The sequence below is a fragment of the Variovorax sp. TLI9-5A genome (assembly GCF_056867935.1).
Window position 1 is genome coordinate 3,426,001 of record NZ_CP200310.1, and the last position, 24,777, is coordinate 3,450,777.

A 24,777-nucleotide genomic window follows, 5' to 3' on the forward strand; every position below is an offset into this window, starting at 1 on the left:
CCAGGCAGCCTCTGCATGCTCAAGCAACGCATCATCACGGCGATCGTGCTCCTCGCGATCCTGCTGCCGGCGCTGTTCTACCCAAGCTACATCCCCTTCGGCTGCGTCATGCTGGTGCTGATCGGCGCCGCCGCCTGGGAGTGGGGGCGCCTGAACGGGTATGGCCAGGGGGTCTCGCTGTTCCTCGGCGCCGAGACCGTGGCGCTTTGTTCGCTCTCCTGGTGGCTCGGGCTGCTGGAACAGCCCCTGGTCCTGATGTGGACCCTGGCCAGCGCGGGCTGGGTGCTGGGCGGCGCTGCGCTGCTGCGCGTGGCGGTGCCGGGCTGGCCCCGCATTCCGCGCGGGCTGCGGCTGGTCGGCGGCCTGCTGGCGCTGTGGGTGGCATGGCTTGCAGCGGTGCAGGCGCGCATGATCGGCATCAACTTCCTGCTGTCGATCCTCGTGCTGGTGTGGGTGGCCGACGTGTTCGCTTATTTCGCCGGCCGAGCCTTCGGCCTCAAGTTCACTCGCAACAAGCTCGCTCCAGCGATCAGTCCCGGCAAGAGCTGGGAGGGCGTGTGGGGCGGCATGATCGGCGTGGTGGTGCTGGCCTTTGCCTGGGTCTGGGCCGACAAGGCCGCAGGCGCCACGGTGGCCAGCCTGTATACCCGTCTCGCCGAGCGGGGCTGGTGGCTGCTGCTGCTGGCCGCGTTGTTTCTCGCGGCCATGAGCGTCGTGGGCGACCTCGTCGAATCTCTCATCAAGCGCAGCGCCGGTGCCAAGGACAGCAGCAGGCTGCTGCCCGGCCACGGTGGCGTCCTCGACCGCGTGGATGCCCTCTTGCCGGCGCTTCCCATTGCCATGATGCTGGCTTTCCTGTGAATTCACCCAGAAGACAACGCGTCACGGTGCTCGGCTCGACCGGTTCGGTCGGCGTGAGCACGCTCGACGTCATTTCGCGCCACCCCGAGCGTTTCGAGGTTTTCGCGCTTTCCGCAGCCACCAAGGTCGACGAACTGCTGGCGCAGTGCGCGCAGTTCTCCCCGAAGTTCGCGGTGATGGCCAGCGCGCCGCATGCCGCGCTGCTGGCCGACAAACTCAAGCAGAACGGCCTCAAGACGGTCGTGCTGATGGGCGAAGATGCTCTCGAAACGATAGCGTCGCATGACGAAACCGATTCCGTGATGGCCGCCATCGTCGGTGCCGCCGGCCTGGGGCCGTGCCTTGCTGCCGCGCGTGCCGGCAAGCGCCTGCTGCTGGCGAACAAGGAGGCGCTCGTCGTCGGCGGCGAGCTCTTCATGCGCACCGTGCGCGAGGGCGGGGCGACGCTCTTGCCCATCGACAGCGAGCATTCCGCCATCTTCCAGTCGCTGCCCGAAGACCCGTCCACCTGGGCGCGGCGCATCGACAAGATCATTCTTACCGCCTCGGGCGGCCCGTTCCGCACCCGTGCGCCCGAAACACTGGGCGCGGTGACGCCCGAGCAGGCCTGCGCCCATCCGAACTGGGTCATGGGCCGCAAGATCTCGGTCGATTCGGCCACGATGATGAACAAGGCGCTCGAAGTGATCGAGGCGCGCCACCTGTTCGGCGTCTCGCCCGAGCAGATCGAGGTCGTCATCCATCCGCAGAGCGTGGTGCATTCGATGGTGCAGTTCACAGACGCTTCGGTCATCGCCCAGCTCGGCACGCCCGACATGCGGGTGCCGATCGCGGTGGGACTGGCCTGGCCCGAGCGCATCGAAAGCGGCGCCGCGCGGCTCGACTTCCGGCAGATGGGTTCGCTGACCTTCGAATCCCCCGATGCGACGCTCTTCCCCGGGTTGGGCCTTGCATGGCACGCGCTGCGCGCCGCGCCGGGCACGACGGCGGTGCTCAACGCCGCCAACGAGGTCGCAGTTGAAGCATTCCTTGACCGCCGCCTGCGTTTTGATTGCATACACGCAGTCAACATGGAAACTTTGGAGAGAGTCGCTCCCTCCAAGCCGGCATCGCTGGCCGACCTGCTGGCGATCGACGCCAGCGCCCGGGCGGCAGCCAATGCCGCGGCACTGCGATTCGCTGCCTGACGTACGTATCTGACTGACGCCTCCCCCGAAACGCAAGGACTCCGATGCTGCTTACTGTCATAGCCTTTGTGGTTGCGCTCGGTGTCCTTATCGCGGTGCACGAATACGGTCACTACCGCGTCGCGGTGGCCTGTGGGGTCAAGGTGGAGCGCTTCTCCGTCGGCTTCGGCAAGGCGCTCTTCCGCTGGCAGCCCAAGCGCCAGCACCCAGGCCAACAGACCGAGTTCGTCATCGGCGCATTTCCCTTCGGCGGCTACGTCAAGATGCTCGACGAGCGCGAAGGCCCCGTGGCGCCCGAGGAGCGGCACCGCGCCTTCAACACCCAGCCGCTGCGTTCGCGCGCGGCCATCGTGGCCGCCGGCCCGATCGCCAATCTGCTGCTGGCGGTGGCGCTCTACACGGCGGTCAACTGGATCGGCGTGCAGGAACCTGTCGCCACGCTGGCTCGGCCGGTGGCGGCTTCCCTTGCCGAATCGGCAGGCCTGAAGGGCGGCGAGCACATCACGCAGGCTGGTTTCGACGGCGAGCTGACGCCGGTCCAGTCCTTCGAGGATCTGCGCTGGCGGATGACGCGTGGGGCGCTCGACGGTCGCGACCTTACGCTCGAAATCGCGGGCGAGGGCGGTCGGCCTGCGCGCCAGTTGGTGCTGCCGCTGAGCCGTATGGAGACCAAGGACGCCGATCCGCAGATGTTCCGCAAGATCGGTGTGCTGGCGCCCCTGACCCGGCCCGAGATCGGTGAAGTCATGAAGGGCAGTGCGGCCGAAGCGGCCGGCCTGCTCAATGGCGACGTGGTGCGTTCCATCGGCGGCACGGCGATCATCGACGGGCAGCAGCTGCGCGAGGCGATCCGCGCATCGGTCGATGGCGGACAGCCACGTACCCAGGCATGGCAGATCGAGCGGGGAGGCCGGTCGCTCACCATCGACGTGAAGCCCGAGGTGCGGGAAGAGGGCGGCGTGAAGGTGGGGCGCGTCGGCGCGTACGTTGGGGCGCCGCCCGAAATGGTGACCGTGCGCCAGGGCGTGGTCGACGGCGTCTGGCGCGGTGTGGTGCGCACCTGGGAGGTGTCCGCGCTGACCGTGCGCATGATGGGCAAGATGGTCATCGGCGAGGCGTCGATCAAGAATCTCAGCGGTCCGCTCACCATCGCGGACTATGCGGGCAAGTCCGCAAGCCTCGGTTTCACCCAGTATCTGGTCTTCCTGGCACTCATCAGCGTGAGCCTCGGGGTCCTCAATCTCATGCCGCTGCCGGTCCTCGATGGAGGACACCTGATGTATTATCTTTGGGAGGGCCTGACCGGCAAGAGCGTCTCTGACGCTTGGATGGAACGGCTTCAGCGCGGGGGCGTTGCCCTTCTGCTGGTCATGATGTCGGTCGCACTCTTCAACGACGTCACGCGGCTCTTTGGTTAACTTTCTGCCGGCCCTTTCCGTGCCGGCTCAATTCACAGATGAACAAAAACTTCAGTCGCTTTCGCCTGCGTAGCGTTGTCGCGGTGGTTGCCAGTGCGCTTGCGGCTACGGCCGCATGGGCCGTCGAACCTTTCACGGTGCGCGACATCCGCGTCGAAGGTCTGCAACGCGTCGAGGCCGGTACGGTCTTCGCGTCGCTGCCGCTGCGCGTAGGCGATACCTACAGCGACGAGCGCGGCTCCGCTGCCATCCGCGCGCTGTTCGATCTGGGGTTGTTCAAGGACGTGCGCATCGATGTGAACGGCAACGTGCTGGTGGTCATCGTGGAAGAGCGCCCGACCATTGCCGATGTCGACTTCGTCGGCACCAAGGAATTCGATAAGGCCGCGCTGCAGAAGGCGCTGCGCGAGGTGGGGCTGGCCGATGGCCGCCCCTACGACAAGGCGCTGACCGACCGCGCGGAGCAGGAACTCAAGCGCCAGTACGTGAGCCGCAGCCTCTACAACGCGCAGGTCGTGACCACCGTCACGCCTATCGAGCGCAACCGCGTCAACCTGACCTTTACCGTGACCGAAGGCGAGTCGGCCCGCATCCGCGAAGTGCACGTGGTGGGCAACAAGGCCTTCAGCGAATCGACTCTGCTGAGCCTGTTCGACCAGGACAGCGGCGGTTTCATGAGCTGGTACACGAAGTCGAACCAGTACTCGCGCGCCAAGCTCAACGCCGACCTCGAGACCCTGCGCTCGTACTACATCACGCGCGGCTACCTCGAGTTCCGCATCGACTCGACCCAGGTCGCCATCTCGCCGGACCGCAAGGACCTGACGGTGACGGTGAACATCACCGAAGGCGAGAAGTTCGTGGTGTCGAGCGTCAAGCTCGACGGCAACTACCTCGGCCGCGACGACGAGTTCAAGTCGCTCATCACCATCAAGCCGGGCGAGCCCTACAACGGCGAGCAGGTCACCGAAACCACAAAGGCCTTCAACGACTACTTCGGCACCTTCGGCTATGCGTTCGCGCGCGTGCAGGCGCGTCCGGAGATCGACCGGGTCAACAATCGCGTGGCCCTCACGCTGCAGGCCGAGCCCTCGCGCCGCGTGTACGTGCGCCGCGTTTCGGTCGGTGGCAACAACAAGACCCGCGACGAGGTCATTCGCCGCGAGTTCCGCCAGTACGAAGCCTCCTGGTACGACGGCGACAAGATCAAGCTTTCCCGCGACCGCGTGGACCGCCTGGGCTTCTTCACCGAGGTGAACGTCGACACGCAGGAAGTGCCCGGCTCGCCCGACCAGGTGGACCTGACCGTCAACGTGACCGAAAAGCCCACCGGCAGCCTGCAGCTCGGCGCCGGTTACTCGAGCGCTGAAAAGGTCGCGCTGACCTTCGGCATCTCGCAGGAAAACGTGTTCGGTTCGGGCAACTTCCTGGGTGTGCAGGTCAACACCAGCAAGTACAACCGGACCCTGTCGCTGACGGCCACCGACCCGTACTTCACGGCGGACGGCATCTCGCGCACGTTCAGCATCTATCACACCACGACGCGCCCGTACCAGACCTCCACCGATGGTGACTACAAGCTGGTTAACCAGGGCGCTTCCGTCCGCTTCGGCGTGCCGTTCAGCGAAGTCGACACTGTCTTCTTCGGCATCGGTCTTGAGCGCTATGCGTTCGACCCGAACAGCTCGACCGCATTCTCCGGCCTGTACACGCCGCCGTCGTACCTCAACTACTTCCAGTGCAAGAAGGATCCCACGGGTCTGCTGGTGACGGGCTGTGACCAGAAGAGCGTCTGGGGTGTTCCGCTGAGTGTGGGCTGGGGCCGCGACAGCCGCGACAGCGCGCTGATTCCGACCACCGGTCGCCTGCAACGCGCCAACCTCGAGGTGGGTGCCGCTGGCGACATGAAGTACGTCAAGACGAACTACCAGTACCAGCAGTTCTTCGCGATCAGCAAGCAGTACACCTTCTCGATCAACGGCGAAGTGGGCTATGCCAAGGCGTTCGGCAACAAGGTCTACCCGATCTTCAAGAACTTCTACGCGGGTGGTCTGGGTTCGGTGCGCGGCTTCGAGCAGAACTCGTTGGGCCCGCGTGATGCGCCGCTGTTCCTCCAGAGCGAAGGCGCCGCCATCGGCGGAACGAAGAAAGCGATCTTCAACGCCGAGCTGAGCACGCCGTTCCCCGGTGCCGGCAATGACCGGACGCTGCGCCTGTACGGCTTCTTCGACGTCGGTAACGTCTTCGGCACCCGTGCCGCCGGTGTGACCGACGAGCAATGGAAGGCGGAGAAGAAGCTGCGCGCCTCGGTCGGCCTGGGCGTCAGCTGGATCTCGCCGCTGGGCCCGCTGCGCCTGGCTTACGCCTTCCCGATCAAGTCCCAGAAGGAAGTGGGGCAACCGTTCACGGCAGGCTATATCCCGAAGGATAGAATTCAGCGCCTCCAATTCCAGATCGGAACGTCTTTCTAAATGAAGCATTTGATTCGCGCCGCGGCCGGCGCGTTGTTGATTCCCGCTTTTGCGCTTGCCGTGGCACCCGCCCAGGCACAGGCGCAGGAAACTTTTCGCATCGGCTTCGTGAATCCGGACCGCGTACTGCGTGAAGCGCAGCCCGCCAAGACCGCCCAGGCAAAGCTCGAGGCGGAGTTCCTGAAGCGCGAGAAGGACCTGACCGCGCAGGGAGATGCCCTGAAGGCTGCTTCCGAGAAGTTCGAGCGCGAGGCGCCCACCCTGTCCGAATCCCAGCGCGTCGCCCGCCAGCGCGCCCTGGTCGACCAGGACCGCGATTTCCAGCGCAAGCGCCGTGAGTTCCAGGAAGACCTGAACGCGCGCAAGAACGAAGAGCTCCAGCAGGTCTACGAGCGCGCCAACCGCGTGGTGAAGCAGGTGGCGGAGGCCGAGAAGTACGACGCCATCCTGCAGGAAGCGATCTACATCAATCCGAAGCACGACATCACCGACAAGGTGATCAAGGCGCTGAACGCGTCGGTCGCTTCTCCTGCGCCCGCGGCCGGCAAATAACGCCGCGAACCGGCGTGTCACTGCAGCTCGGAGCCATTGTTGACGCCCTTGGGGGCGAGCTTCATGGCGATGCGGCGCTGTCCATCAAGCGGCTCGCGCCGCTTCAGAATGCGCAGCCCGATGCGCTCAGCTTCCTGAGCCATCCCAAATACCAGCAGGAACTGGCGGCTTCGAAGGCCGCCTGCGTGATCGTGTCGCCCGCCATGCGCGAGCCCGCAGCGGCGCGCGGGGCCTACATCGTCACGCCCGATCCGTACCTCTACTTTGCCCGCCTTACGCAGCTGTGGAAGGCGCACCACGCGCGTCCGGATGCCGACCGAATCCATCCCAGCGCGGTGATTCATCCTGAGGCGCAGGTCGACGCCAGGGCGCGCATCGGTGCGCTGTGCGTGGTGGAGCGGGGTGCTCGCATCGGCGCGGGCACCGTGCTGAAATCGCGAGTGACGGTCAGCGAGGACTGCGTCATCGGCGAACGCTGCCTGCTGCATCCCGGCGTGGTCATCGGTGCCGACGGTTTCGGCCTGGCGCCGCACGAGGGGCGCTGGGTCAAGATCGAGCAGCTGGGGGCTGTGCGCATCGGCAACGACGTCGAGATCGGCGCCAACACCTGCATCGACCGCGGCGCGCTCGACGACACCGTCATCGAAGACGGCGTGAAGCTCGACAACCTGATCCAGATCGGCCACAACGTGCGGGTCGGCAAGAACACTGCCATGGCGGGCTGCGTCGGCGTGGCCGGCAGCGCCACCATCGGCGCCGGCTGCACCTTCGGCGGCGGTGCCATCGTGCTGGGTCACCTGACGGTCGCCGACGGCGTGCACGTGTCGGCCGCGACCGTGGTCACCCGTTCCATCCACAAGGCCGGCCAATACACCGGAATGTTTCCCATCGATGACAATGCGAGCTGGGAAAAGAATGCGGCAACGCTCAAGCAGTTGCACAGCCTGCGCGAACGACTGAAGGCGCTGGAGAAGGCTCCCTCGAAAAAATGACGACGATGCAGGAACAGAAAATCATGACGACGACGCTCGATATCCATCAAATCCTCAAGCTGCTGCCTCACCGCTACCCTTTCCTGCTGGTGGACCGCGTGCTGGACATGGAAAAGGGCAAGCGCATCACGGCGCTCAAGAACGTGACGATGAACGAGCCGTTCTTCAACGGCCACTTCCCGCACCGTCCGGTGATGCCGGGCGTGCTGATGCTCGAAGCGATGGCCCAGGCAGCCGCGCTGCTGTCCTTCCACTCGCTGGACATCGTGCCGGACGACAACACCGTCTACTACTTCGCCGCCATCGACGGCGCGCGCTTCAAGCGCCCCGTGGAACCGGGCGACCAGCTCACGCTGGAAGTCGAGATCGAACGCATGAAGGCGGGCATTTCCAAGTTCAAGGGCCGGGCCCTGGTGGGCAGCGAGCTCGCCTGCGAGGCGTCGCTGATGTGCGCCATGCGCCAGATCAACTGACCATCGGCCGCAGCCAGTTGCTTCTTCACAAGGCATGACCCAGGTTCATTCGACGGCCGTCGTCGACCCCCAGGCACAGCTCGACGCCTCGGTGTCGGTCGGGCCCTATACCGTGATCGGCCCGCACGTGCGGATCGGTGCCGGCACCACCATCGGCGCGCATTGCGTGATCGAAGGGCGCACCACCATCGGGCGCGACAACAAAATCTTCCAGTTCTCGTCCCTCGGCGCCATCCCGCAGGACAAGAAATACGCCGGCGAGCCGACCGAGCTCGTCATCGGCGACCGCAACGTGATCCGCGAGTTCTGCACCTTCAACCTCGGCGTGCCGGGGGCTGGTGGCGTCACGCGTGTCGGCAACGACAACTGGATCATGGCGTACACGCACATCGCCCACGATTGCCGTGTGGACGACCACACCACGTTGGCCAACAACACCACGCTGGCCGGGCACGTGCACCTGGCCGACTGGGTCACGGTCGGCGGGCTCACGGGCATCCATCAGTTCGTCTCGGTCGGCGCCCACGCCATGCTCGGCTTCGCCAGCGCGGTCACGCAGGACGTGCCGCCCTTCATGCTGGTCGACGGCAATCCGCTGGCGGTGCGCGGCTTCAACATCGTCGGCCTGCGCCGACGCGATTTCTCCGCCCAGCGGCTCGCGGCTGTGAAGCAGATGCACCGCCTCCTGTACCGCCAGGGCAAGACGCTCGACGAGGCACGTGCAGGCATCGCCGCGCTGGCGGCCGAAATGCCCGAAGCGGCCGGCGATGTCGCGCTGATGGAATCCTTCCTCGCCAATTCGACGCGCGGCATCGCGCGCTGAAGTGACGGCCATGCAGAACGACGGACAGCGACGCTTCGCGCTGGTCGCAGGCGAAGCGTCCGGCGACCTGCTCGCCGGCCTGCTGCTCGACGGCCTGCTGGCGCGCTGGCCCGATCTTCAGACCGCCGGCATCGGCGGCCCTCGCATGCTGGCCCACGGCTTCCAGAGCTGGTGGCCGCAGGAAAAGCTTGCGGTGCGCGGCTACATCGAGGTGTTGCGGCACTACGCCGAAATCGCCGGCATCCGCCGCCAGCTCAAGGCCCGACTGCTGCAGGAGCGGCCCCAGCTTTTCATCGGCGTCGATGCGCCCGATTTCAACCTCGACCTCGAAGCCGGCCTGCGCAGCCAGGGCATGAAGACGGTGCACTTCGTCTGCCCCTCGATCTGGGCCTGGCGGCCTGAGCGCATCGAGAAGATCCGGGCTGCAGCCGATCACGTCCTTTGCATCTTTCCGTTCGAACCGGCCTTGCTGGCGGAGAAGGGCGTGGCCGCGAGCTATGTAGGCCACCCCGTCGCGAACGTGATCCCGATGGTGCCCGACCAGGCCGTGGCGCGCGCCGCACTGGGCCTGGCGCCTGACGCACCGGTCGTCGCGCTGCTGCCGGGCAGCCGCCGCTCGGAGATCCGTTACCTGGCCGCCCGTTTCTTCGCCGCTGCGGTGCTGATGCAGAAGGCGCGGCCGGAACTGCAGTTCGTCGCTCCCGTCATCCCGGGCCTGCGCGCCGAAGTCGAAGCCTTGCTCCAGGCCAGCGGCATGGCTGGCCGTGTGAAGCTGCTCGACGGCCAGTCGCACGCCGTGCTGGCCGCCTGCGACGCCACGCTGATCGCCAGCGGCACCGCCACGCTCGAAGCGGCGCTTTTCAAGCGGCCGATGGTCATCGCCTACAACATGAACGCGCTCTCGTGGCGCCTCATGCGGCGCAAGCAGCTGCAGCCCTGGGTGGGGCTGCCCAATATCCTCTGCCGTGATTTCGTGGTGCCCGAGCTCCTGCAGGAGGCTGCCACGCCCGAGGCGCTGGCCCGGGCCACGTTCGAATGGCTGGACGCGCCGGAAAAGACACGGGCGCTGCAACAAAGATTTTCAGAGCTGCATGTGCAATTGCAGCGCGACACGCCCACACTTTGCGCCGATGCGATCCAGAAAGTTCTTGAAGGCTGAGCAGGCCCCGCTGGCGTGGGACGCTCCTGGCCTGATCGCCGGCGTCGACGAGGCGGGCCGAGGGCCCCTGGCCGGGCCTGTGGTGGCTGCGGCCGTGATCCTCGACGACATGCGGCCCATCCCGGGCCTCGCGGACTCCAAGGCGCTGACGGCCCTGCAGCGGGAGCGCCTGCACGACCAGATCCTGGCCAAGGCGCTGTGCTGCTCCATCGCGCAGGCCACCGTCGAAGAGATCGACACCCACAACATCCTGCAGGCGACCATGCTCGCGATGCGCCGGGCGGTGGAAGGGCTGCGGCTCAAGCCGGTGAAGGTGCTCGTCGACGGCAACCGCCTACCCACGCTCGACGTGCTGGCCGAGGCCATCGTGAAGGGCGACGCGCGGGTCAAGGCGATTTCCGCAGCATCGATCCTTGCCAAGGTGCACCGCGATCGGCTCTGCGAGCAGCTGCACGTCGAATTTCCGCACTACGGCTTTGCCGGCCACAAGGGCTACGGCACGCCCGAGCACCTGGAGGCACTGCAGCGCCATGGTGCCTGCGTGCATCACCGGAGGTCCTTCAGCCCGGTGGCTGCGGCGCTCGCCCGGACCGGCGGTGTCGTGAACGTGGTGCTGCCAGCCGATTCCGAGCAGCCGGTGATGGCCATCGGTGCCATTGAAGCCGCGCGTCCCGAGCGTCGTGCCGCTCCCTGAGTCCGCCTCGATGACCTCCGACACCAGCGCAAGCCACATCAGCTCTCGCGACAACCCGCTGCTCAAGGACTTGCGCAAGCTCGCGCAGGACCCGGGTGGCTATCGCAAGCTCGGCCGGATCTGGCTCGAAGGCGACCACCTGTGCCGGGCGGCGCTGGCGCGGGGCGTCAAGCCCGCCATCGCCGTGTTTTCAGAGTCGTTCTGGCCCAAGGCGCCCGCCGAATGGTCGATGGGTGCTATCAAAACCGTAGTCGTCAGCGACAACCTGCTGCGCGACATCAGCGGCCTCGAATCGCCGGCGCCGATGGGCTTCGTGCTCGACGTGCCCGCCCGCCCTGAGTTGCTGCCCGACGCCTCCAGCGTCGTGCTCGACCGCCTCCAGGACGCCGGCAATGCCGGCTCCATCCTGCGCAGCGCTGCCGCATTCGGCTTCACCCAGGTGATTGCGCTCAAGGGCACGGCCGCGCTGTGGGCGCCCAAGGTGCTGCGCGCCGGCATGGGAGCCCACTTCGGCCTGCGGCTGATCGAAGGCGTGGACATCGACGCACTGGACGGCCTGAAGGTGCCGCTGGTGGCGACCAGTTCGCATCGCGGCGAATGGCTCCACAAGGCCGAATTGCCGCATCCCTGCGCCTGGCTGATGGGGCACGAAGGGCAGGGCGTATCGGCCGCGCTGGAGGGCCGGGCCTCGCGCCACATCCGCATTGCGCAGCCGGGCGGCGAGGAGTCGCTCAACGTGGCAGCGGCGGCCGCGATCTGCCTGCATGCGAGCGGAGCAGCCCTGCAGGCCAAATAACACACCCAGTCCGGGCTACAATCGGGGGCTTACTCGCAAATCAGCGTCGCCCGGCCGCCTACAACGCCATCTTCCCCTTAAGCAGCAGTCCCCAGGCTACACGCCTGAGGCTCCGGGCGACCGTAACCATCCGGAGAACCCAGTGCTTTTGTCTCTCAAGGGAAGTTTCCCGCCCGCCATCCTGGCGCTCGCAGACGGCACGGTCTTTCACGGCAACTCGATCGGAGCCACCGGCTCCACGACCGGTGAAGTGGTGTTCAACACCGCCATGACCGGTTACCAGGAAATCCTCACCGACCCGAGCTACTGCCAGCAGATCGTGACGCTCACGTATCCGCACATCGGCAACTACGGCGTCAACGGCGAGGACATCGAAGCCGACAAGATCCATGCCGCGGGCCTGATCATCAAGGACCTGCCCCTCGTCGCCTCCAACTTCCGCAAGACCGCCACGCTGACCGAGTACCTCGTGTCCGGCAACACCGTGGCCATCGCGAACATCGACACCCGCAAGCTCACCCGCCACCTGCGCACCAATGGCGCGCAGAACGGCTGCATCCTGGGCCTTGCCGCGGGCGAGACCGTGACGCAGGCGCTGATCGACAAGGCCATCGCCTCCGCCAAGGCCGCGCCGAGCATGTCGGGCCTCGACCTCGCCAAGGTCGTGTCGGTCAAGCAGACCTACGAGTGGACCGAGACCGAGTGGAAGCTGGGTTCAGGCTACGGCGTGCAGATCACGCCGAAGTTCCACGTCGTGGCTTTCGACTACGGCGTCAAGAAGAACATCCTGCGCATGATCGCCCAGCGCGGCGCGCGCATCACCGTGGTGCCGGCGCAGACGCCCGCGGCCGACGTGCTCAAGCTCAAGCCCGACGGCATCTTCCTGGCCAACGGCCCCGGCGACCCGCAGCCCTGCGACTACGCCATCAGCGCCGTCAAGGAACTGATCGAGACCGGCATTCCCACCTTCGGCATCTGCCTGGGCCACCAGATCATGGCGCTGGCCTCGGGCGCCAAGACCTTCAAGATGAAGTTCGGCCACCACGGCGCGAACCATCCGGTGAAGGACCTGGACAACGGCCGCGTGAGCATCACCAGCCAGAACCACGGCTTCGCGGTCGACGAGAAGTCGCTGCCGGCCAACCTGCGTCCCACGCACATCAGCCTGTTCGACAACACGCTGCAGGGCCTGGCGCGCACCGACAAGCCCGCGTTCTGCTTCCAGGGCCACCCCGAAGCCTCGCCGGGCCCGCACGACATCGGCTACCTGTTCGATCGCTTCACGGCACTCATGGAAAAGAACAAGACGGAAAAGACGGAGAAAGAGAATGCCTAAGCGCACAGACCTCAAATCGATCCTCATCATCGGCGCCGGCCCGATCATCATCGGCCAGGCCTGCGAGTTCGACTACTCCGGCGTGCAGGCCTGCAAGGCGCTGCGCGAAGAGGGCTACAAGGTCATCCTGATCAACAGCAACCCCGCAACGATCATGACCGACCCGGCCACGGCCGACGTCACCTACATCGAGCCCATCACCTGGCAGACGGTCGAGAAGATCATCGCCAAGGAGCGTCCCGATGCGATCCTGCCGACCATGGGCGGCCAGACCGCGCTGAACTGCGCGCTCGACCTGTGGCGCAACGGCGTGCTCGACAAGTACACGGGCGCAGCCACCAGCAAGCCCGTCGAACTGATCGGCGCCACGCCCGAAGCCATCGACAAGGCGGAAGACCGCCTGAAGTTCAAGGACGCGATGACCAAGATCGGACTGGGCTCGGCCCGCTCCGGCATCGCGCACTCGATGGACGAGGCCTGGGCGGTGCAGAAGAACGTCGGCTTCCCGACCGTGATCCGTCCCAGCTTCACGCTCGGCGGCACCGGCGGCGGCATTGCCTACAACCCGGAAGAGTTCGAGACCATCTGCAAGCGCGGCATCGAAGCCTCGCCGACCAACGAGCTGCTGATCGAAGAATCGCTGCTCGGCTGGAAGGAGTACGAGATGGAAGTCGTGCGCGACAAGGCCGACAACTGCATCATCGTCTGCTCCATCGAGAACCTCGACCCGATGGGCGTGCACACCGGCGACTCGATCACCGTGGCACCGGCCCAGACGCTTTCGGACAAGGAATACCAGATCCTGCGCAATGCCTCGCTGGCCGTGCTGCGCGAGATCGGCGTGGACACCGGCGGCTCGAACGTGCAGTTCTCCATCAACCCGAAGGACGGCCGCATGGTCGTCATCGAGATGAACCCGCGCGTGTCGCGTTCGTCGGCCCTGGCTTCCAAGGCCACGGGTTTCCCGATCGCCAAGGTCGCGGCCAAGCTGGCCGTGGGCTACACGCTCGACGAACTGCGCAACGAGATCACCGGCGGTGCCACGCCGGCCTCGTTCGAGCCCTCCATCGACTACGTCGTCACCAAGATCCCGCGCTTCGCGTTCGAGAAATTCCCGCAGGCTGATTCGCGCCTCACCACGCAGATGAAGTCGGTGGGCGAGGTGATGGCCATGGGCCGTACCTTCCAGGAATCGTTCCAGAAGGCGCTGCGCGGCCTCGAAGTCGGCGTCGACGGCATGAACGAGAAGACCCAGGACCGCGAAGTGCTCGAGAAAGAGCTGGGCGAGCCCGGCCCCGAGCGCATCTGGTACGTGGGCGATGCCTTCGCGCTGGGCATGAGCGTCGACGAAGTCTTCGCGCTCACGAAGATCGACCCGTGGTTCCTGGTGCAAATCGAGGAGATCGTGAAGATCGAACTCGAGCTGGAAACCAAGTCGCTCGACGACATCGATGCCGCCACGCTGCGCCTGCTGAAGCAGAAGGGCTTCTCCGACCGCCGCCTGGCCAAGCAGCTGCGCACCACCGACACGGCCATCCGCGAGAAGCGCCGCGCCCTGGGCGTGCGCCCGGTCTACAAGCGCGTGGACACCTGCGCGGCCGAGTTCGCCACCAACACGGCCTACATGTACTCGACCTACGAGGACGAGTGCGAGGCCGATCCGAGCGACAAGAAGAAGATCATGGTGCTCGGCGGCGGTCCCAACCGCATCGGGCAGGGCATCGAGTTCGACTATTGCTGCGTGCACGCCGCGCTCGCCATGCGCGAGGACGGCTACGAGACCATCATGGTCAACTGCAACCCCGAGACCGTGTCGACCGACTACGACACCTCGGATCGCCTGTACTTCGAGCCGCTCACGCTCGAGGACGTGCTCGAGATCGTCGACAAGGAGAAGCCGCTGGGCGTGATCGTGCAGTACGGCGGCCAGACGCCGCTGAAGCTCGCCCTCGACCTCGAAGCCAACGGCGTGCCGATCATCGGCACTTCGCCCGACATGATCGATGCGGCCGAAGACCGCGAGCGTTTCCAGAAGCTGCTGCACGAGCTCAAGCTGCTGCAGCCGCCGAACGCCACCGCGCGCACCGAAGCCGAAGCCCTCGAAAAGGCGGCGGCGTTGGGCTACCCGCTGGTGGTGCGTCCGAGCTACGTGCTGGGCGGCCGCGCGATGGAAATCGTGCACGAGCAGCGCGACCTGGAGCGCTACATGCGCGAAGCCGTCAAGGTCAGCAACGATTCGCCGGTGCTGCTCGACCGCTTCCTGAATGACGCCGTCGAGTGCGACGTCGACTGCCTGCGCGACGCCGAGGGCCAGACCCTCATCGGCGGCGTGATGGAGCACATCGAACAGGCTGGCGTGCACTCGGGCGACTCCGCCTGCTCGCTGCCGCCCTACAGCCTGAGCGCAGAGACCGTTACCGAGCTCAAGCGCCAGAGCGCCGCCATGGCGGCCGCGCTGAACGTGGTCGGCCTGATGAACGTGCAGTTCGCCATCCAGCAGAAGGACGGCAAGGACGTCATCTACGTGCTCGAAGTGAACCCGCGCGCCTCGCGCACCGTGCCCTACGTGAGCAAGGCCACCGGCATCCAGCTCGCCAAGGTGGCGGCCCGCTGCATGGCTGGCCAGTCGCTGAAGTCGCAGGGCATCACGAAGGAAGTGACGCCGCCGTACTTCAGCGTGAAGGAGGCCGTGTTCCCGTTCGTCAAGTTCCCGGGCGTGGACACCATCCTCGGCCCCGAGATGAAGTCGACCGGCGAAGTGATGGGCGTGGGCAAGACCTTCGGCGAAGCCTTCGTGAAGTCGCAGCTCGGCGCGGGCACGCACCTGCCGAAATCGGGCAAGGTCTTCATCTCGGTGAAGAACAACGACAAGGCGCGCGCGGTCGAAGTGGCGCGCGGTCTGGCCAAGCTGGGCTTCGAGCTGATCGCGACCAAGGGCACGGCCGCCGCCATCAACGCCGCGGGCATCGAATGCGCGACGGTGAACAAGGTGACCGAAGGCCGCCCGCACATCGTGGATATGATCAAGAACAACGAGATTGCCTTGGTCATCAACACGGTGGAAGAGCGTCGCAACGCCATCACCGACTCGCGCCAGATCCGCACCTCGGCGCTGCAGGCGCGCGTGACCACATTCACCACGATCTTTGGCGCCGAAGCCGCGGTCGAGGGCATGGGCTTCATGGACGAGCTCGGTGTGATCTCGGTGCAGGAAATGCACGCGCAGCTGGCCACGGCCTGATCGAGCGTCGGCATCATGGAAACGCAGCTCGTCGAACTCGACCTGACCGACTGGAACGCGGCCAGGCCCAACGAGGCCTGGATCGCGGAACTGGAAGCAGGCAAGGTGCTGTACTTTCCGCGCCTTGGCTTCGAGCTGCTGCCTGAAGAGCGCAGCCTGCTCACGCCCAGCCTGCTGTCGCCGGACGTACGCAACATCAGCCTCGACGCCAACGGCAAGCTCAAGGGCGCCGTGGGCGACGAGACGGTGCAGCGCACGGCAGCCGCGATGGTGGGGCGCTTCAGGGCGCAGGCCACGCAGCTCATCCACGGGCTGCTGCCGCACTACGCGCCGGCCCTGCGGCTGGCGCCTACCAGCTACCGGCCGGCGCAGGTCGAGACGCGGGTGCAGTCGTGGCGCGCCGACGACCGGCGCTTGCATGTCGATGCATTCCCGTCGCGGCCGAACTACGGCGAACGCATCCTGCGCGTGTTCACCAACGTGAACCCCGACGGCGCGCCGCGCGTGTGGCGCGTGGGCGAGCCTTTCGAGGACATCGCCAGGCGCTTCCTGCCGCGCGCCAAGCCTTACTCGCGCTGGCAGGCGAAGCTGCTGCAGGCGCTGCACGTGACCAAGTCGTTCCGCAGCGAATACGACCACCTCATGCTGCAGTTGCACGACGGCATGAAGTCGGACATGGCCTATCAGGAAAACTCGCCGCAGGAAACCGCCAAGTTCCCGCCGGGTTCGGTGTGGGTGTGCTTCTCCGACCAGACCTCGCACGCCGTGATGGCGGGCCAGTACATGCTCGAGCAGACCCTTCATCTGGCCGCTTCGAAGCAATACAATCCCGCTTCGAGCCCGCTCGCCATCCTGAGCCGGCTGACAGGACGCACGCTCGTCTGAGCGCAGTCCCCCATCGACCGCCGAACGGCAGCGTTCGGCGGTTTCGCTTTATGGAGAGAAAACTAGACATGGCGACCATCCCCATCACCAAGCGCGGCGCGGAGAAGCTGCGCGAAGAACTGCGCCGGCTCAAGTCGGTGGACCGCCCCGCCGTCATCAATGCGATCGCCGAAGCGCGCGCGCAGGGTGACATCAGCGAAAACGCCGAATACGAATCCGCCAAGGACCGCCAGGGCTTCATCGAAGGCCGTATCCTGGAGATCGAGGGCAAGCTCTCCGCCTCGCAGGTGATCGACCCCAGCGAGCTCGATGCCGGCGGCAAGGTGGTGTTCGGCTCCACCGTCGAACTGGAAGAGGAAGACAGCGGCGACGCCGTCAAGTACCAGATCGTGGGCGAGGACGAGGCCGACCTGAAGCAGGGCCTCATCAACGTGTCCAGCCCGATCGCCCGTGCGCTGATCGGCAAGGAAGAGGGCGACACTGCCGAGGTGCAGACGCCCGGCGGGCTGAAGCGCTACGAGATCGTGGCGGTCAGCTACCTCTGATCGCCGCGCGCATGAAGGACCTGAAAGACCGTATTGCGCTGATTCTGGCCGCCTTCTGGTGGGGCAGCCTGACGACGATCGGCTTTCTCGTCGTGCCGATGCTCTTTGCGAAGCTGGGCAATCCGGCGGCGGCGGGCAATTTCGCGGCGCAATTGTTCGAGGCGCAGAGCTGGATTGCCATCGCCTGCGGGGTGATCCTGCTGATCCATTTCCGCTCCAAGGCCGACGAGCGCATGAGCGGGCCGGCGATGACGACCATCTTCTTCATCCTGGGTGCGCTGCTACTGGCACTGCTGCAGCAGTACGCAGTGGCGCCGCGCATCGTGGCGCGTGAGAACCTGAAGCTGTGGCATGCCATGGGAACGGGCATGTACTTCGTGCAGTGGCTTTGCGCCGGCGTGGTTTTGTGGCGCGTGGGAGGCCGGACGGCGGGCTGAGGGCGAGACGGCACGCACGGCGAAGAAAAAGGCGGCTCCAGGCCGCCTTTTCGTTTCTCTGGGGTTCGCTTCCTACTCTTTCCAGTATTTCGCGACCCAGCGCGCTGGCCGGATGAAGCGGAAGGCTCGGTTGCGGCGGCCAGCCAGCGCGTCCGGCGGGTTGCATTCGCCGTGGAACACCATGATCCGCGCGCCCTCTGGCACGAAGGGCTCTTCCCAGTAGTTGGTCGGCCAGGTCGGGATGCCGTGGTACTTGAAGCTCGGGCACCAGCCCTCGGGCCAGTAGGCCAGCTTGCCCTGCTTGTGGAGCACGTCCGACAGGTAGGTCTGCTCGTTGCGGTATTCGGCCTGAACCTTGTCCATGTTGGCGCGGAAATAGGCCAGCACATCGGCATGGGCGCCGAGTTCGAAGCGGTAGACCGAAGAATTGCCCGTGATCCGGCCGCGCCGCCAGGGGCGGTCGTAGTCGTGAATGATCAGGAACTCGCCCGGTTGCTCGAAGAAGGCGTCCAGGCTGCCCACGACCACCACGTCGAGGTCGAGGAAGAGGGCGGGGCCGCGCAGGCCGTGCAGGTCCTGCTCGAAGGTGGTGAGCTTCTTCCAGGCGCCGTCGCGCTGGCCCGGGGCCAGGTGCAGGTTGAGCGGCGGGATCGGAAGGCAGGTCACTTCGGGGCGCACGCCGCTGCCGTCGTCGGTCAGGCACACGAACTTGAAGTCGCCGCTGAGGTTGCGGCGGACCATCGCGTAGAGCCGGTTGACGTATTCGGGGCCGTATTTCGTGCCCCACTTCATGCAGAGAATGTGGCGCTGGGCGCCTTGCGCTGCCGCCAAGTTCAATCCGCCTGATTGCGTTTCTTGGCCGACAGCGGCCGCTTCGCCTTGGCACGCTTGATGGTGCCGCCGGGGGTGAGGCGCTGGTTGCCGAGCACGCGCAGGGTCTTGATCTCGGGGCGCTGGCCACCGCGCTTGCTGTACTTGACGATCTTCACGTCGCGCGGGCCGGGCATGCGGTCTTCGTCGATCACGCGCTCTTTCTCGGGCTTCGGGCGCCACAGCACGAGCAGCTTGCCGATGTGCTGGATGGGGGCGGCATCGAGTTCCTCGGCCAGCTCGCGCAGCATGGCGTCGCGGGCCAGGCGGTCGTCGGAGAAGACGCGGATCTTGATCAGGCCGTGGGCCTTGAGTGCCGCGTCGGCTTCCTTCTTCACGGCAGGGGTGAGCCCGTCTCCACCGACCATGACGATCGGATCCAGGTGGTGAGCTTCGGCGCGATGCACCTTGCGCTCGGCAGGGGTAAGTTGAATGGCGGGCATCCCCGTATTATCGACCCGTACACGAAGACCCCCATGAGCACCAAAGCCAAAAGCAAGAAAGTCAACAAGGCGTGGCTGCACGACCATATCAACGACCCCTACGTGAAGCTCGCCACGAAGGAGGGATATCGGGCGCGTGCCGCCTACAAGCTCAAGGAGATCGATGAGTCGCTGGGCCTGGTCAAGCCGGGCCAGCTGGTGGTGGACCTCGGCTCCGCCCCGGGCGCCTGGAGCCAGTACCTGCGCCGGCGGATGTCGCCCGGCGGGGCTGCGGCTGGCGAGCTGAACGGCACCATCGTTTCGCTCGACCTGCTGCCGATGGAGCCCATCGAGGGCGTGACCTTCCTGCAGGGCGATTTCCGCGAAGACGAGCTGCTGCAGCAACTGCTGGGCGTGCTGGCCGGGCGCAAGGCCGATCTTGTGGTTTCGGACATGGCGCCCAACCTGTCGGGCATCCATTCGGCCGATGCCGCCCGCGTGTCGCACCTGATCGAGCTCGCCATCGACTTCGCCCAGAACCACCTGAAGCCCGAAGGGGCGCTGGTTGCCAAGGTTTTTCATGGCAGCGGCTACGACGAGCTGGTGAAGCTCTTCAGGGCGAATTTCCGTGTCGTGAAGCCTTTCAAGCCCAAGGCGTCGCGGGACAAATCGGCCGAGACTTTCCTGGTCGGGGTGGGCCTGAAGGCTCCGGATACGCCTTGATACCGGGTCGTGCAACAGCGCTGGCGGCACAAACCCACGTCAGGCTATGGCCGCATTAGGGAAATGCCCGCTTTTCGCAGCTTGAAAAGCCTAAAATGGGGCGCAATTGCGTACCCACAGCGCGTTTTTTCATTCACCTGTCACGCGCTTTAGCCTGGAGCTTCGTTTGAACAATCAGTGGTTTTCCAAAGTTGCCGTGTGGCTCGTCATTGCCATGGTGTTGTTCACCGTGTTCAAGCAGTTCGACACCCGCGGCGGCGTCGGCTCGGGGACAGTCAGCTACTCCGAGTTTCTGGACCAGGTCCGCAACAACCAGATCAAGAGCGCCGTCATTCCTGAAGGCGCCGCTGGCGGCGAGATCGTCGCCGTCACCAATGACGACCGCAAGATCCGCACGACCGCAACCGTGCTCGACCGCGGCCTCGTGGGCGACCTGATCGACCACAACGTCAAGTTCGACGTCAAGCCGCGTGAAGAAAGCTCGCTGCTCATGACGCTCTTGGTCAGCTGGGGCCCGATGCTGCTGCTGATCGGCGTCTGGATCTACTTCATGCGCCAGATGCAGGGTGGCGGCAAGGGCGGGGCGTTCAGCTTCGGCAAGAGCAAGGCCCGCATGATGGACGAGAACAACAACACGGTCACCTTCGCCGACGTCGCGGGCTGCGACGAGGCGAAAGAAGAAGTCCGTGAAGTGGTCGACTTCCTCAAGGACCCGCAGCGCTTCCAGAAGCTCGGCGGCCGCATTCCGCGTGGCCTGCTGCTGGTCGGTCCCCCGGGTACCGGCAAGACGCTGCTGGCCAAGTCGATCGCCGGCGAAGCCAAGGTGCCTTTCTTCTCGATCTCCGGTTCCGACTTCGTCGAAATGTTCGTGGGCGTGGGCGCTGCCCGTGTCCGCGACATGTTCGAGAACGCCAAGAAGAACGCTCCCTGCATCATCTTCATCGATGAAATCGACGCGGTCGGCCGCCAGCGCGGTGCCGGTCTCGGCGGCGGCAACGACGAACGCGAGCAGACGCTCAACCAGATGCTGGTCGAGATGGACGGCTTCGAAACCAACCTCGGCGTGATCGTGGTGGCCGCCACCAACCGCCCCGACATCCTGGACGCGGCCCTGCTGCGCCCCGGCCGTTTCGACCGCCAGGTCTACGTCACGCTGCCCGACATCCGCGGCCGCGAGCAGATCCTCGGCGTGCACATGCGCAAGGTCCCGCTGGGCCAGGACGTGAACCCGAGCGTGATCGCCCGCGGCACCCCCGGCATGTCCGGCGCCGACCTGGCCAACCTCTGCAACGAAGCCGCCCTGATGGCCGCCCGCCGCAACGCGCGCGTGGTCGAGATGCAGGACTTCGAGAAGGCCAAGGACAAGATCTTCATGGGCCCCGAGCGCAAGAGCATGGTCATGCCCGAGGAAGAACGCCGCAACACGGCCTACCACGAGTCCGGCCACGCCCTCATCGGCAAGCTGCTGCCCAAGTGCGACCCGGTCCACAAGGTCACGATCATCCCGCGCGGCCGCGCCCTCGGCGTGACCATGAGCCTGCCCTCGCAGGACCGCTACAGCTACGACCGCGAGTACATGCTGAACCAGATCAGCATGCTGTTCGGTGGCCGCATCGCCGAGGAAGTGTTCATGCACCAGATGACCACCGGCGCCAGCAACGACTTCGAACGTGCCACCAACCTGGCGCGCGACATGGTCATGAAGTACGGCATGAGCGATGCCTTGGGCCCGATGGTTTACGCCGAGAACGAAGGCGAAGTGTTCCTGGGCCGCTCGGTCACCAAGACCACGAACATGAGCGAGCAGACCATGGAAAAGGTCGACTCCGAAGTCCGCCGCATCATCGACGAGCAGTACGCCCTGGCGCGCCGCCTGATCGAGGAGAACAGCGACAAGATGCACGCCATGGCCAAGGCGCTGCTCGAGTGGGAAACCATCGACAGCGAACAGCTCGACGACATCATGGCCGGCCGCGCTCCCCGTCCGCCCAAGGACTGGACGCCCCGCATTCCGCCCTCGGGCAGCGGTGGCGGCAGCGGCGGTACGCCGGCCGTGACGACCGACCCGGCGCCCAACGCAGCGTGAGCGCGAATCCGGCGTCAAACAACAACGGGGCCTCTGGCCCCGTTTTCGATGGCGGACACGCGATGCCTGGCGGCGCGTTCTGGCAGACCTCCCGCTTCCGCATCGACCTCGCGCAGCCGCGCGTGATGGGCATCGTCAACGTCACGCCCGATTCCTTTTCGGACGGCGGCGCCCGTGCGTCCACCGAGACGGCGCTGCGGCACTGCGAACAGCTGCTGAAGGAGGGCGCCGACATCCTCGACATCGGCGGCGAATCGACCCGCCCCGGAAGCCCCGCGGTGCCGCTCGAAGCCGAGCTGGCGCGCGTCGTGCCCGTGGTGCGCGAGGCGGTGAAGCTCAACGCGCCGATCTCCATCGACACCTACAAGCCGGAAGTGATGCGCGCAGTGCTCGACCTGGGCGCGGATATCGTCAACGACATCTGGGCGCTGCGCCAGCCGGGCGCGCGCGAGGCAGTCGCGGCGCATCCCTCGTGCGGTGTCTGCCTGATGCACATGCACCGCGATCCACAGACCATGCAGGCGGTGCCGATGTCGGGCGACGTCGTTCCGGAAGTGCTTTCCTTCCTTCGGCAGCAGGCGCAGCTCCTGCGTGCGCTCGACGTCGATGCTTCGCGCATCACGCTCGACCCCGGCGTGGGCTTCGGCAAGACGGTGGAACAGAACTTCGCCTTGCTCGCGCGTCAGCGCGAACTGCTCGCCGGCGGTTACCCGCTGCTGCTCGGCTGGTCGCGCAAGTCGTCGATCGGTGCCGTCACCGGCATCGAGACGGCGGGCGAGCGCGTCGTGCCCAGCGTCGCGGCCGCCGTGCTGGCGGCGGATCGGGGCGCTGCCGTGGTGCGCGTGCACGACGTGCGCGACACGGTCGCCGCGCTCGCGGTATGGCGCGCCATGAAGGCCCAGGAACAGTCACCACAACAAACACAAGAACAGGCACCCACACCATGACCCGCAAATATTTCGGCACCGACGGCATCCGCGGCACTGTCGGCCAGGCTCCCATCACGCCCGACTTCGTGCTGCGCCTCGCGCACGCCGTGGGCCGCGTGCTCAAGAAGAGCCAGTCGCGCCCCACGGTGCTGATCGGCAAGGACACGCGCATCTCGGGTTACATGCTCGAATCGGCGCTCGAATCCGGTTTCAACTCGGCCGGCGTCGACGTGGTGCTGCTGGGCCCGCTGCCGACGCCCGGCGTCGCGTATCTCACGCGCGCCCAGCGCGCCAGCCTCGGCGTGGTGATCAGCGCCAGCCACAACGCCTACCCCGACAACGGCATCAAGTTCTTCAGCGCACAAGGTACCAAGCTCGACGACGCCTGGGAGCTGGCCGTCGAGGCCGCACTGGAAGAGGACCCGGTCTGGGTCGATTCCGCCGGCCTCGGCAAGGCCCGCCGCCTCAACGATGCGCCCGGCCGCTACATCGAATTCTGCAAGAGCACCTTCGCCAACGACCTGACGCTGCGCGGCATGAAGCTGGTGGTCGACGCAGCCCACGGCGCGGCCTACCAGGTGGCTCCCAACGTGTTCCACGAGCTGGGTGCGGAAGTGACGAGCATCGGCGTCTCGCCCGACGGGCTGAACATCAACAAGGGCTTCGGCGCCACGCATCCCGAGGCGCTGATCGCCGCGGTGACGGCGCAGAAGGCCGACTACGGCATTGCCCTCGACGGCGACGCCGACCGGCTGCAGCTGGTCGACGGCAGCGGGCGCCTTTTCAACGGCGACGAACTGCTCTACCTCATGGTGTCCGAGCGCATCGCGCGCGGCGACAAGCCGGTGGGCGTGGTGGGCACGCTCATGACCAACAAGGCCGTCGAAGTCGCCTTGCGAGGGCAGGGCATCGAGTTCGTGCGCGCCAAGGTCGGCGACCGCTACGTGCTCGAAGAGCTCGACAAGCGCGGCTGGCTGCTGGGCGGTGAGGGCTCCGGCCATCTGCTGGCGCTCGACCGTCACACCACCGGCGACGGCATCGTGAGCGCGCTGCAGGTGCTGCAGGCCTGCGTGCGTAGCGGCAAGACGGTGGCGCAACTGCTCGAAGGCGTCACGCTGTTCCCGCAGACGCTCATCAACGTGCGCATCTCGCCCGACCAGGACTGGAAGGCCAACAAGGCGCTGGCCAGCGAAACCACGCGCATCGAGGCCGAGCTGGGCGATTCCGGCCGCGTGCTGATCCGCGCGAGCGGTACCGAGCCGCTGGTGCGCGTGATGGTCGAGGCGCGTGACGCGAAGCAGGCCGAATCGTGCGCCAAGCGCCTCGCGGCAACGCTGGAGCCCGCGCGATGACGGCAGAGGCCGGCGCGCGGCAGATCGAAGTCTTCATCGCCGACTACAGCAACGCCGCTCACGCGGCTGCGCTGGTCGCTCTTCTCGACGCCTACGCCAGCGACCCGGCCGGCGGCGGTAACCCGCTCGACGCCACCGTGCGCGAGAGCCTGCCGGGCGCGCTGGCTGTGCGCCCCCAGGCCTTCAGCGTGCTCGCCTACGACGACGGGCAGCCCGTGGGGCTGGTCAACTGCATCGAGGGCTTCTCGACCTTCGCCGCCAGGCCGCTCGTGAACGTCCACGACGTGGTGGTGCTGCCCAGTCATCGCGGGCAGCGCGTGGCGCAGAGGATGTTCGCGCTGGTGGAGCAGGAGGCCCGCCGCCGCGGCGCCTGCAAGCTCACGCTGGAGGTGCTTTCGGGCAATGTGCCCGCGCTGCGCGCCTATGAGCGCGAAGGCTTCGCGGGCTACCAGCTCGATCCGTCGTTCGGCACGGCAGTCTTCCTGCAGAAGAAGCTCTGAGGGCAAACAACCAAAGGAAAAGGGC

The 24,777-nt window shown here is 66.2% G+C and carries 23 protein-coding genes; 21 read left to right on the top strand and 2 right to left on the bottom strand.

The window, feature by feature from the left end:
* Positions 1 to 15: 15 nt before the first annotated feature.
* The 16 genes from AC1VNX_RS16220 to AC1VNX_RS16295 all read left to right on the top strand — a co-directional run bounded on the left by AC1VNX_RS16220 (position 16) and on the right by AC1VNX_RS16295 (position 17,870).
* Entirely contained in the window at positions 16 to 861 is an 846-nt protein-coding gene (locus AC1VNX_RS16220) for a phosphatidate cytidylyltransferase (protein ID WP_483157615.1), read from the top strand.
* On the top strand, positions 858 to 2,048 hold the full coding sequence (gene ispC / locus AC1VNX_RS16225) for a 1-deoxy-D-xylulose-5-phosphate reductoisomerase (RefSeq protein WP_483157616.1): 1,191 nt from the start codon (positions 858 to 860) through the stop codon (positions 2,046 to 2,048). The genes AC1VNX_RS16220 and ispC overlap by 4 nt, the downstream gene beginning before the upstream one ends.
* Positions 2,049 to 2,092: 44 nt before the next feature.
* Positions 2,093 to 3,466: an RIP metalloprotease RseP gene (rseP, locus tag AC1VNX_RS16230; protein ID WP_483157617.1), complete on the top strand. Its 1,374-nt coding sequence runs from the start codon at positions 2,093 to 2,095 to the stop codon at positions 3,464 to 3,466.
* A 38-nt stretch (positions 3,467 to 3,504) separates the two neighbouring features.
* Positions 3,505 to 5,937, top strand: coding sequence for an outer membrane protein assembly factor BamA (bamA, locus tag AC1VNX_RS16235; protein ID WP_483157618.1), 2,433 nt, complete (start codon positions 3,505 to 3,507; stop codon positions 5,935 to 5,937).
* Positions 5,938 to 6,489: an OmpH/Skp family outer membrane protein gene (locus AC1VNX_RS16240; protein ID WP_483157619.1), complete on the top strand. Its 552-nt coding sequence runs from the start codon at positions 5,938 to 5,940 to the stop codon at positions 6,487 to 6,489.
* A gap of 14 nt (positions 6,490 to 6,503) precedes the next feature.
* Positions 6,504 to 7,481, top strand: a complete 978-nt coding sequence (lpxD, locus tag AC1VNX_RS16245; protein ID WP_483157620.1) for a UDP-3-O-(3-hydroxymyristoyl)glucosamine N-acyltransferase — start codon at positions 6,504 to 6,506, stop codon at positions 7,479 to 7,481.
* 23 nt (positions 7,482 to 7,504) lie between these two features.
* A complete protein-coding gene (fabZ, locus tag AC1VNX_RS16250) occupies positions 7,505 to 7,954 on the top strand; it encodes a 3-hydroxyacyl-ACP dehydratase FabZ (protein WP_038113972.1) in 450 nt (149 codons plus the stop codon).
* Between the two features lie 34 nt (positions 7,955 to 7,988).
* The gene (gene lpxA / locus AC1VNX_RS16255; protein ID WP_483157621.1) at positions 7,989 to 8,777 is read left to right on the top strand and encodes an acyl-ACP--UDP-N-acetylglucosamine O-acyltransferase; all 789 of its coding nucleotides are present in this window, start codon (positions 7,989 to 7,991) and stop codon (positions 8,775 to 8,777) included.
* 10 nt (positions 8,778 to 8,787) lie between these two features.
* A complete protein-coding gene (gene lpxB, locus AC1VNX_RS16260; RefSeq protein WP_483157622.1) occupies positions 8,788 to 9,936 on the top strand; it encodes a lipid-A-disaccharide synthase in 1,149 nt (382 codons plus the stop codon).
* Positions 9,908 to 10,630 (top strand): ribonuclease HII, encoded by a 723-nt coding sequence (gene rnhB, locus AC1VNX_RS16265; RefSeq protein WP_483157623.1) that lies wholly within the window; start codon positions 9,908 to 9,910, stop codon positions 10,628 to 10,630. Before lpxB ends, rnhB begins: the two co-directional genes overlap by 29 nt.
* 10 nt (positions 10,631 to 10,640) lie before the next feature.
* The gene (locus tag AC1VNX_RS16270; RefSeq protein WP_483157624.1) at positions 10,641 to 11,426 is read left to right on the top strand and encodes a TrmH family RNA methyltransferase; all 786 of its coding nucleotides are present in this window, start codon (positions 10,641 to 10,643) and stop codon (positions 11,424 to 11,426) included.
* A 142-nt stretch (positions 11,427 to 11,568) separates the two neighbouring features.
* Positions 11,569 to 12,762, top strand: coding sequence for a glutamine-hydrolyzing carbamoyl-phosphate synthase small subunit (gene carA / locus AC1VNX_RS16275; RefSeq protein WP_483157625.1), 1,194 nt, complete (start codon positions 11,569 to 11,571; stop codon positions 12,760 to 12,762).
* On the top strand, positions 12,755 to 16,003 hold the full coding sequence (gene carB / locus AC1VNX_RS16280; RefSeq protein ID WP_483157626.1) for a carbamoyl-phosphate synthase large subunit: 3,249 nt from the start codon (positions 12,755 to 12,757) through the stop codon (positions 16,001 to 16,003). The genes carA and carB overlap by 8 nt, the downstream gene beginning before the upstream one ends.
* Positions 16,004 to 16,018: 15 nt before the next feature.
* Complete coding sequence (gene kdoO, locus AC1VNX_RS16285; RefSeq protein ID WP_483157627.1) at positions 16,019 to 16,888, top strand: Kdo hydroxylase KdoO; 870 nt, start codon at positions 16,019 to 16,021, stop codon at positions 16,886 to 16,888.
* A gap of 68 nt (positions 16,889 to 16,956) precedes the next feature.
* Positions 16,957 to 17,433 (top strand): transcription elongation factor GreA, encoded by a 477-nt coding sequence (gene greA / locus AC1VNX_RS16290; RefSeq protein ID WP_126024038.1) that lies wholly within the window; start codon positions 16,957 to 16,959, stop codon positions 17,431 to 17,433.
* Between the two features lie 11 nt (positions 17,434 to 17,444).
* Positions 17,445 to 17,870 carry a DUF4149 domain-containing protein gene (locus tag AC1VNX_RS16295; RefSeq protein ID WP_483157628.1) on the top strand — a complete coding sequence of 142 codons (426 nt, stop codon included), beginning with the start codon at positions 17,445 to 17,447 and terminating at the stop codon, positions 17,868 to 17,870.
* Positions 17,871 to 17,942: 72 nt separating this feature from the next.
* Here AC1VNX_RS16295 and AC1VNX_RS16300 read toward each other — a convergent pair whose 3' ends face one another.
* Both AC1VNX_RS16300 and AC1VNX_RS16305 read right to left on the bottom strand, forming a co-directional pair.
* On the bottom strand, positions 17,943 to 18,662 hold the full coding sequence (locus tag AC1VNX_RS16300; RefSeq protein ID WP_483157629.1) for a glycosyltransferase: 720 nt from the start codon (positions 18,660 to 18,662) through the stop codon (positions 17,943 to 17,945).
* A gap of 41 nt (positions 18,663 to 18,703) precedes the next feature.
* Entirely contained in the window at positions 18,704 to 19,183 is a 480-nt protein-coding gene (locus tag AC1VNX_RS16305; RefSeq protein WP_483157630.1) for a YhbY family RNA-binding protein, read from the bottom strand.
* A 33-nt stretch (positions 19,184 to 19,216) separates the two neighbouring features.
* Between AC1VNX_RS16305 and AC1VNX_RS16310 the strand changes: the two genes are divergently transcribed.
* The 5 genes from AC1VNX_RS16310 (at position 19,217) to AC1VNX_RS16330 (ending at position 24,752) form a co-directional block, all read left to right on the top strand.
* The gene (locus tag AC1VNX_RS16310) at positions 19,217 to 19,885 is read left to right on the top strand and encodes an RlmE family RNA methyltransferase (RefSeq protein ID WP_483157631.1); all 669 of its coding nucleotides are present in this window, start codon (positions 19,217 to 19,219) and stop codon (positions 19,883 to 19,885) included.
* Between the two features lie 166 nt (positions 19,886 to 20,051).
* Entirely contained in the window at positions 20,052 to 21,971 is a 1,920-nt protein-coding gene (gene ftsH / locus AC1VNX_RS16315) for an ATP-dependent zinc metalloprotease FtsH (RefSeq protein ID WP_483157632.1), read from the top strand.
* A 62-nt stretch (positions 21,972 to 22,033) separates the two neighbouring features.
* Positions 22,034 to 22,918, top strand: a complete 885-nt coding sequence (folP, locus tag AC1VNX_RS16320; RefSeq protein ID WP_483157633.1) for a dihydropteroate synthase — start codon at positions 22,034 to 22,036, stop codon at positions 22,916 to 22,918.
* Complete coding sequence (glmM, locus tag AC1VNX_RS16325) at positions 22,915 to 24,252, top strand: phosphoglucosamine mutase (protein WP_483157634.1); 1,338 nt, start codon at positions 22,915 to 22,917, stop codon at positions 24,250 to 24,252. The genes folP and glmM overlap by 4 nt, the downstream gene beginning before the upstream one ends.
* Positions 24,249 to 24,752, top strand: coding sequence for a GNAT family N-acetyltransferase (locus AC1VNX_RS16330; RefSeq protein ID WP_483157635.1), 504 nt, complete (start codon positions 24,249 to 24,251; stop codon positions 24,750 to 24,752). Before glmM ends, AC1VNX_RS16330 begins: the two co-directional genes overlap by 4 nt.
* Positions 24,753 to 24,777: the final 25 nt, after the last annotated feature.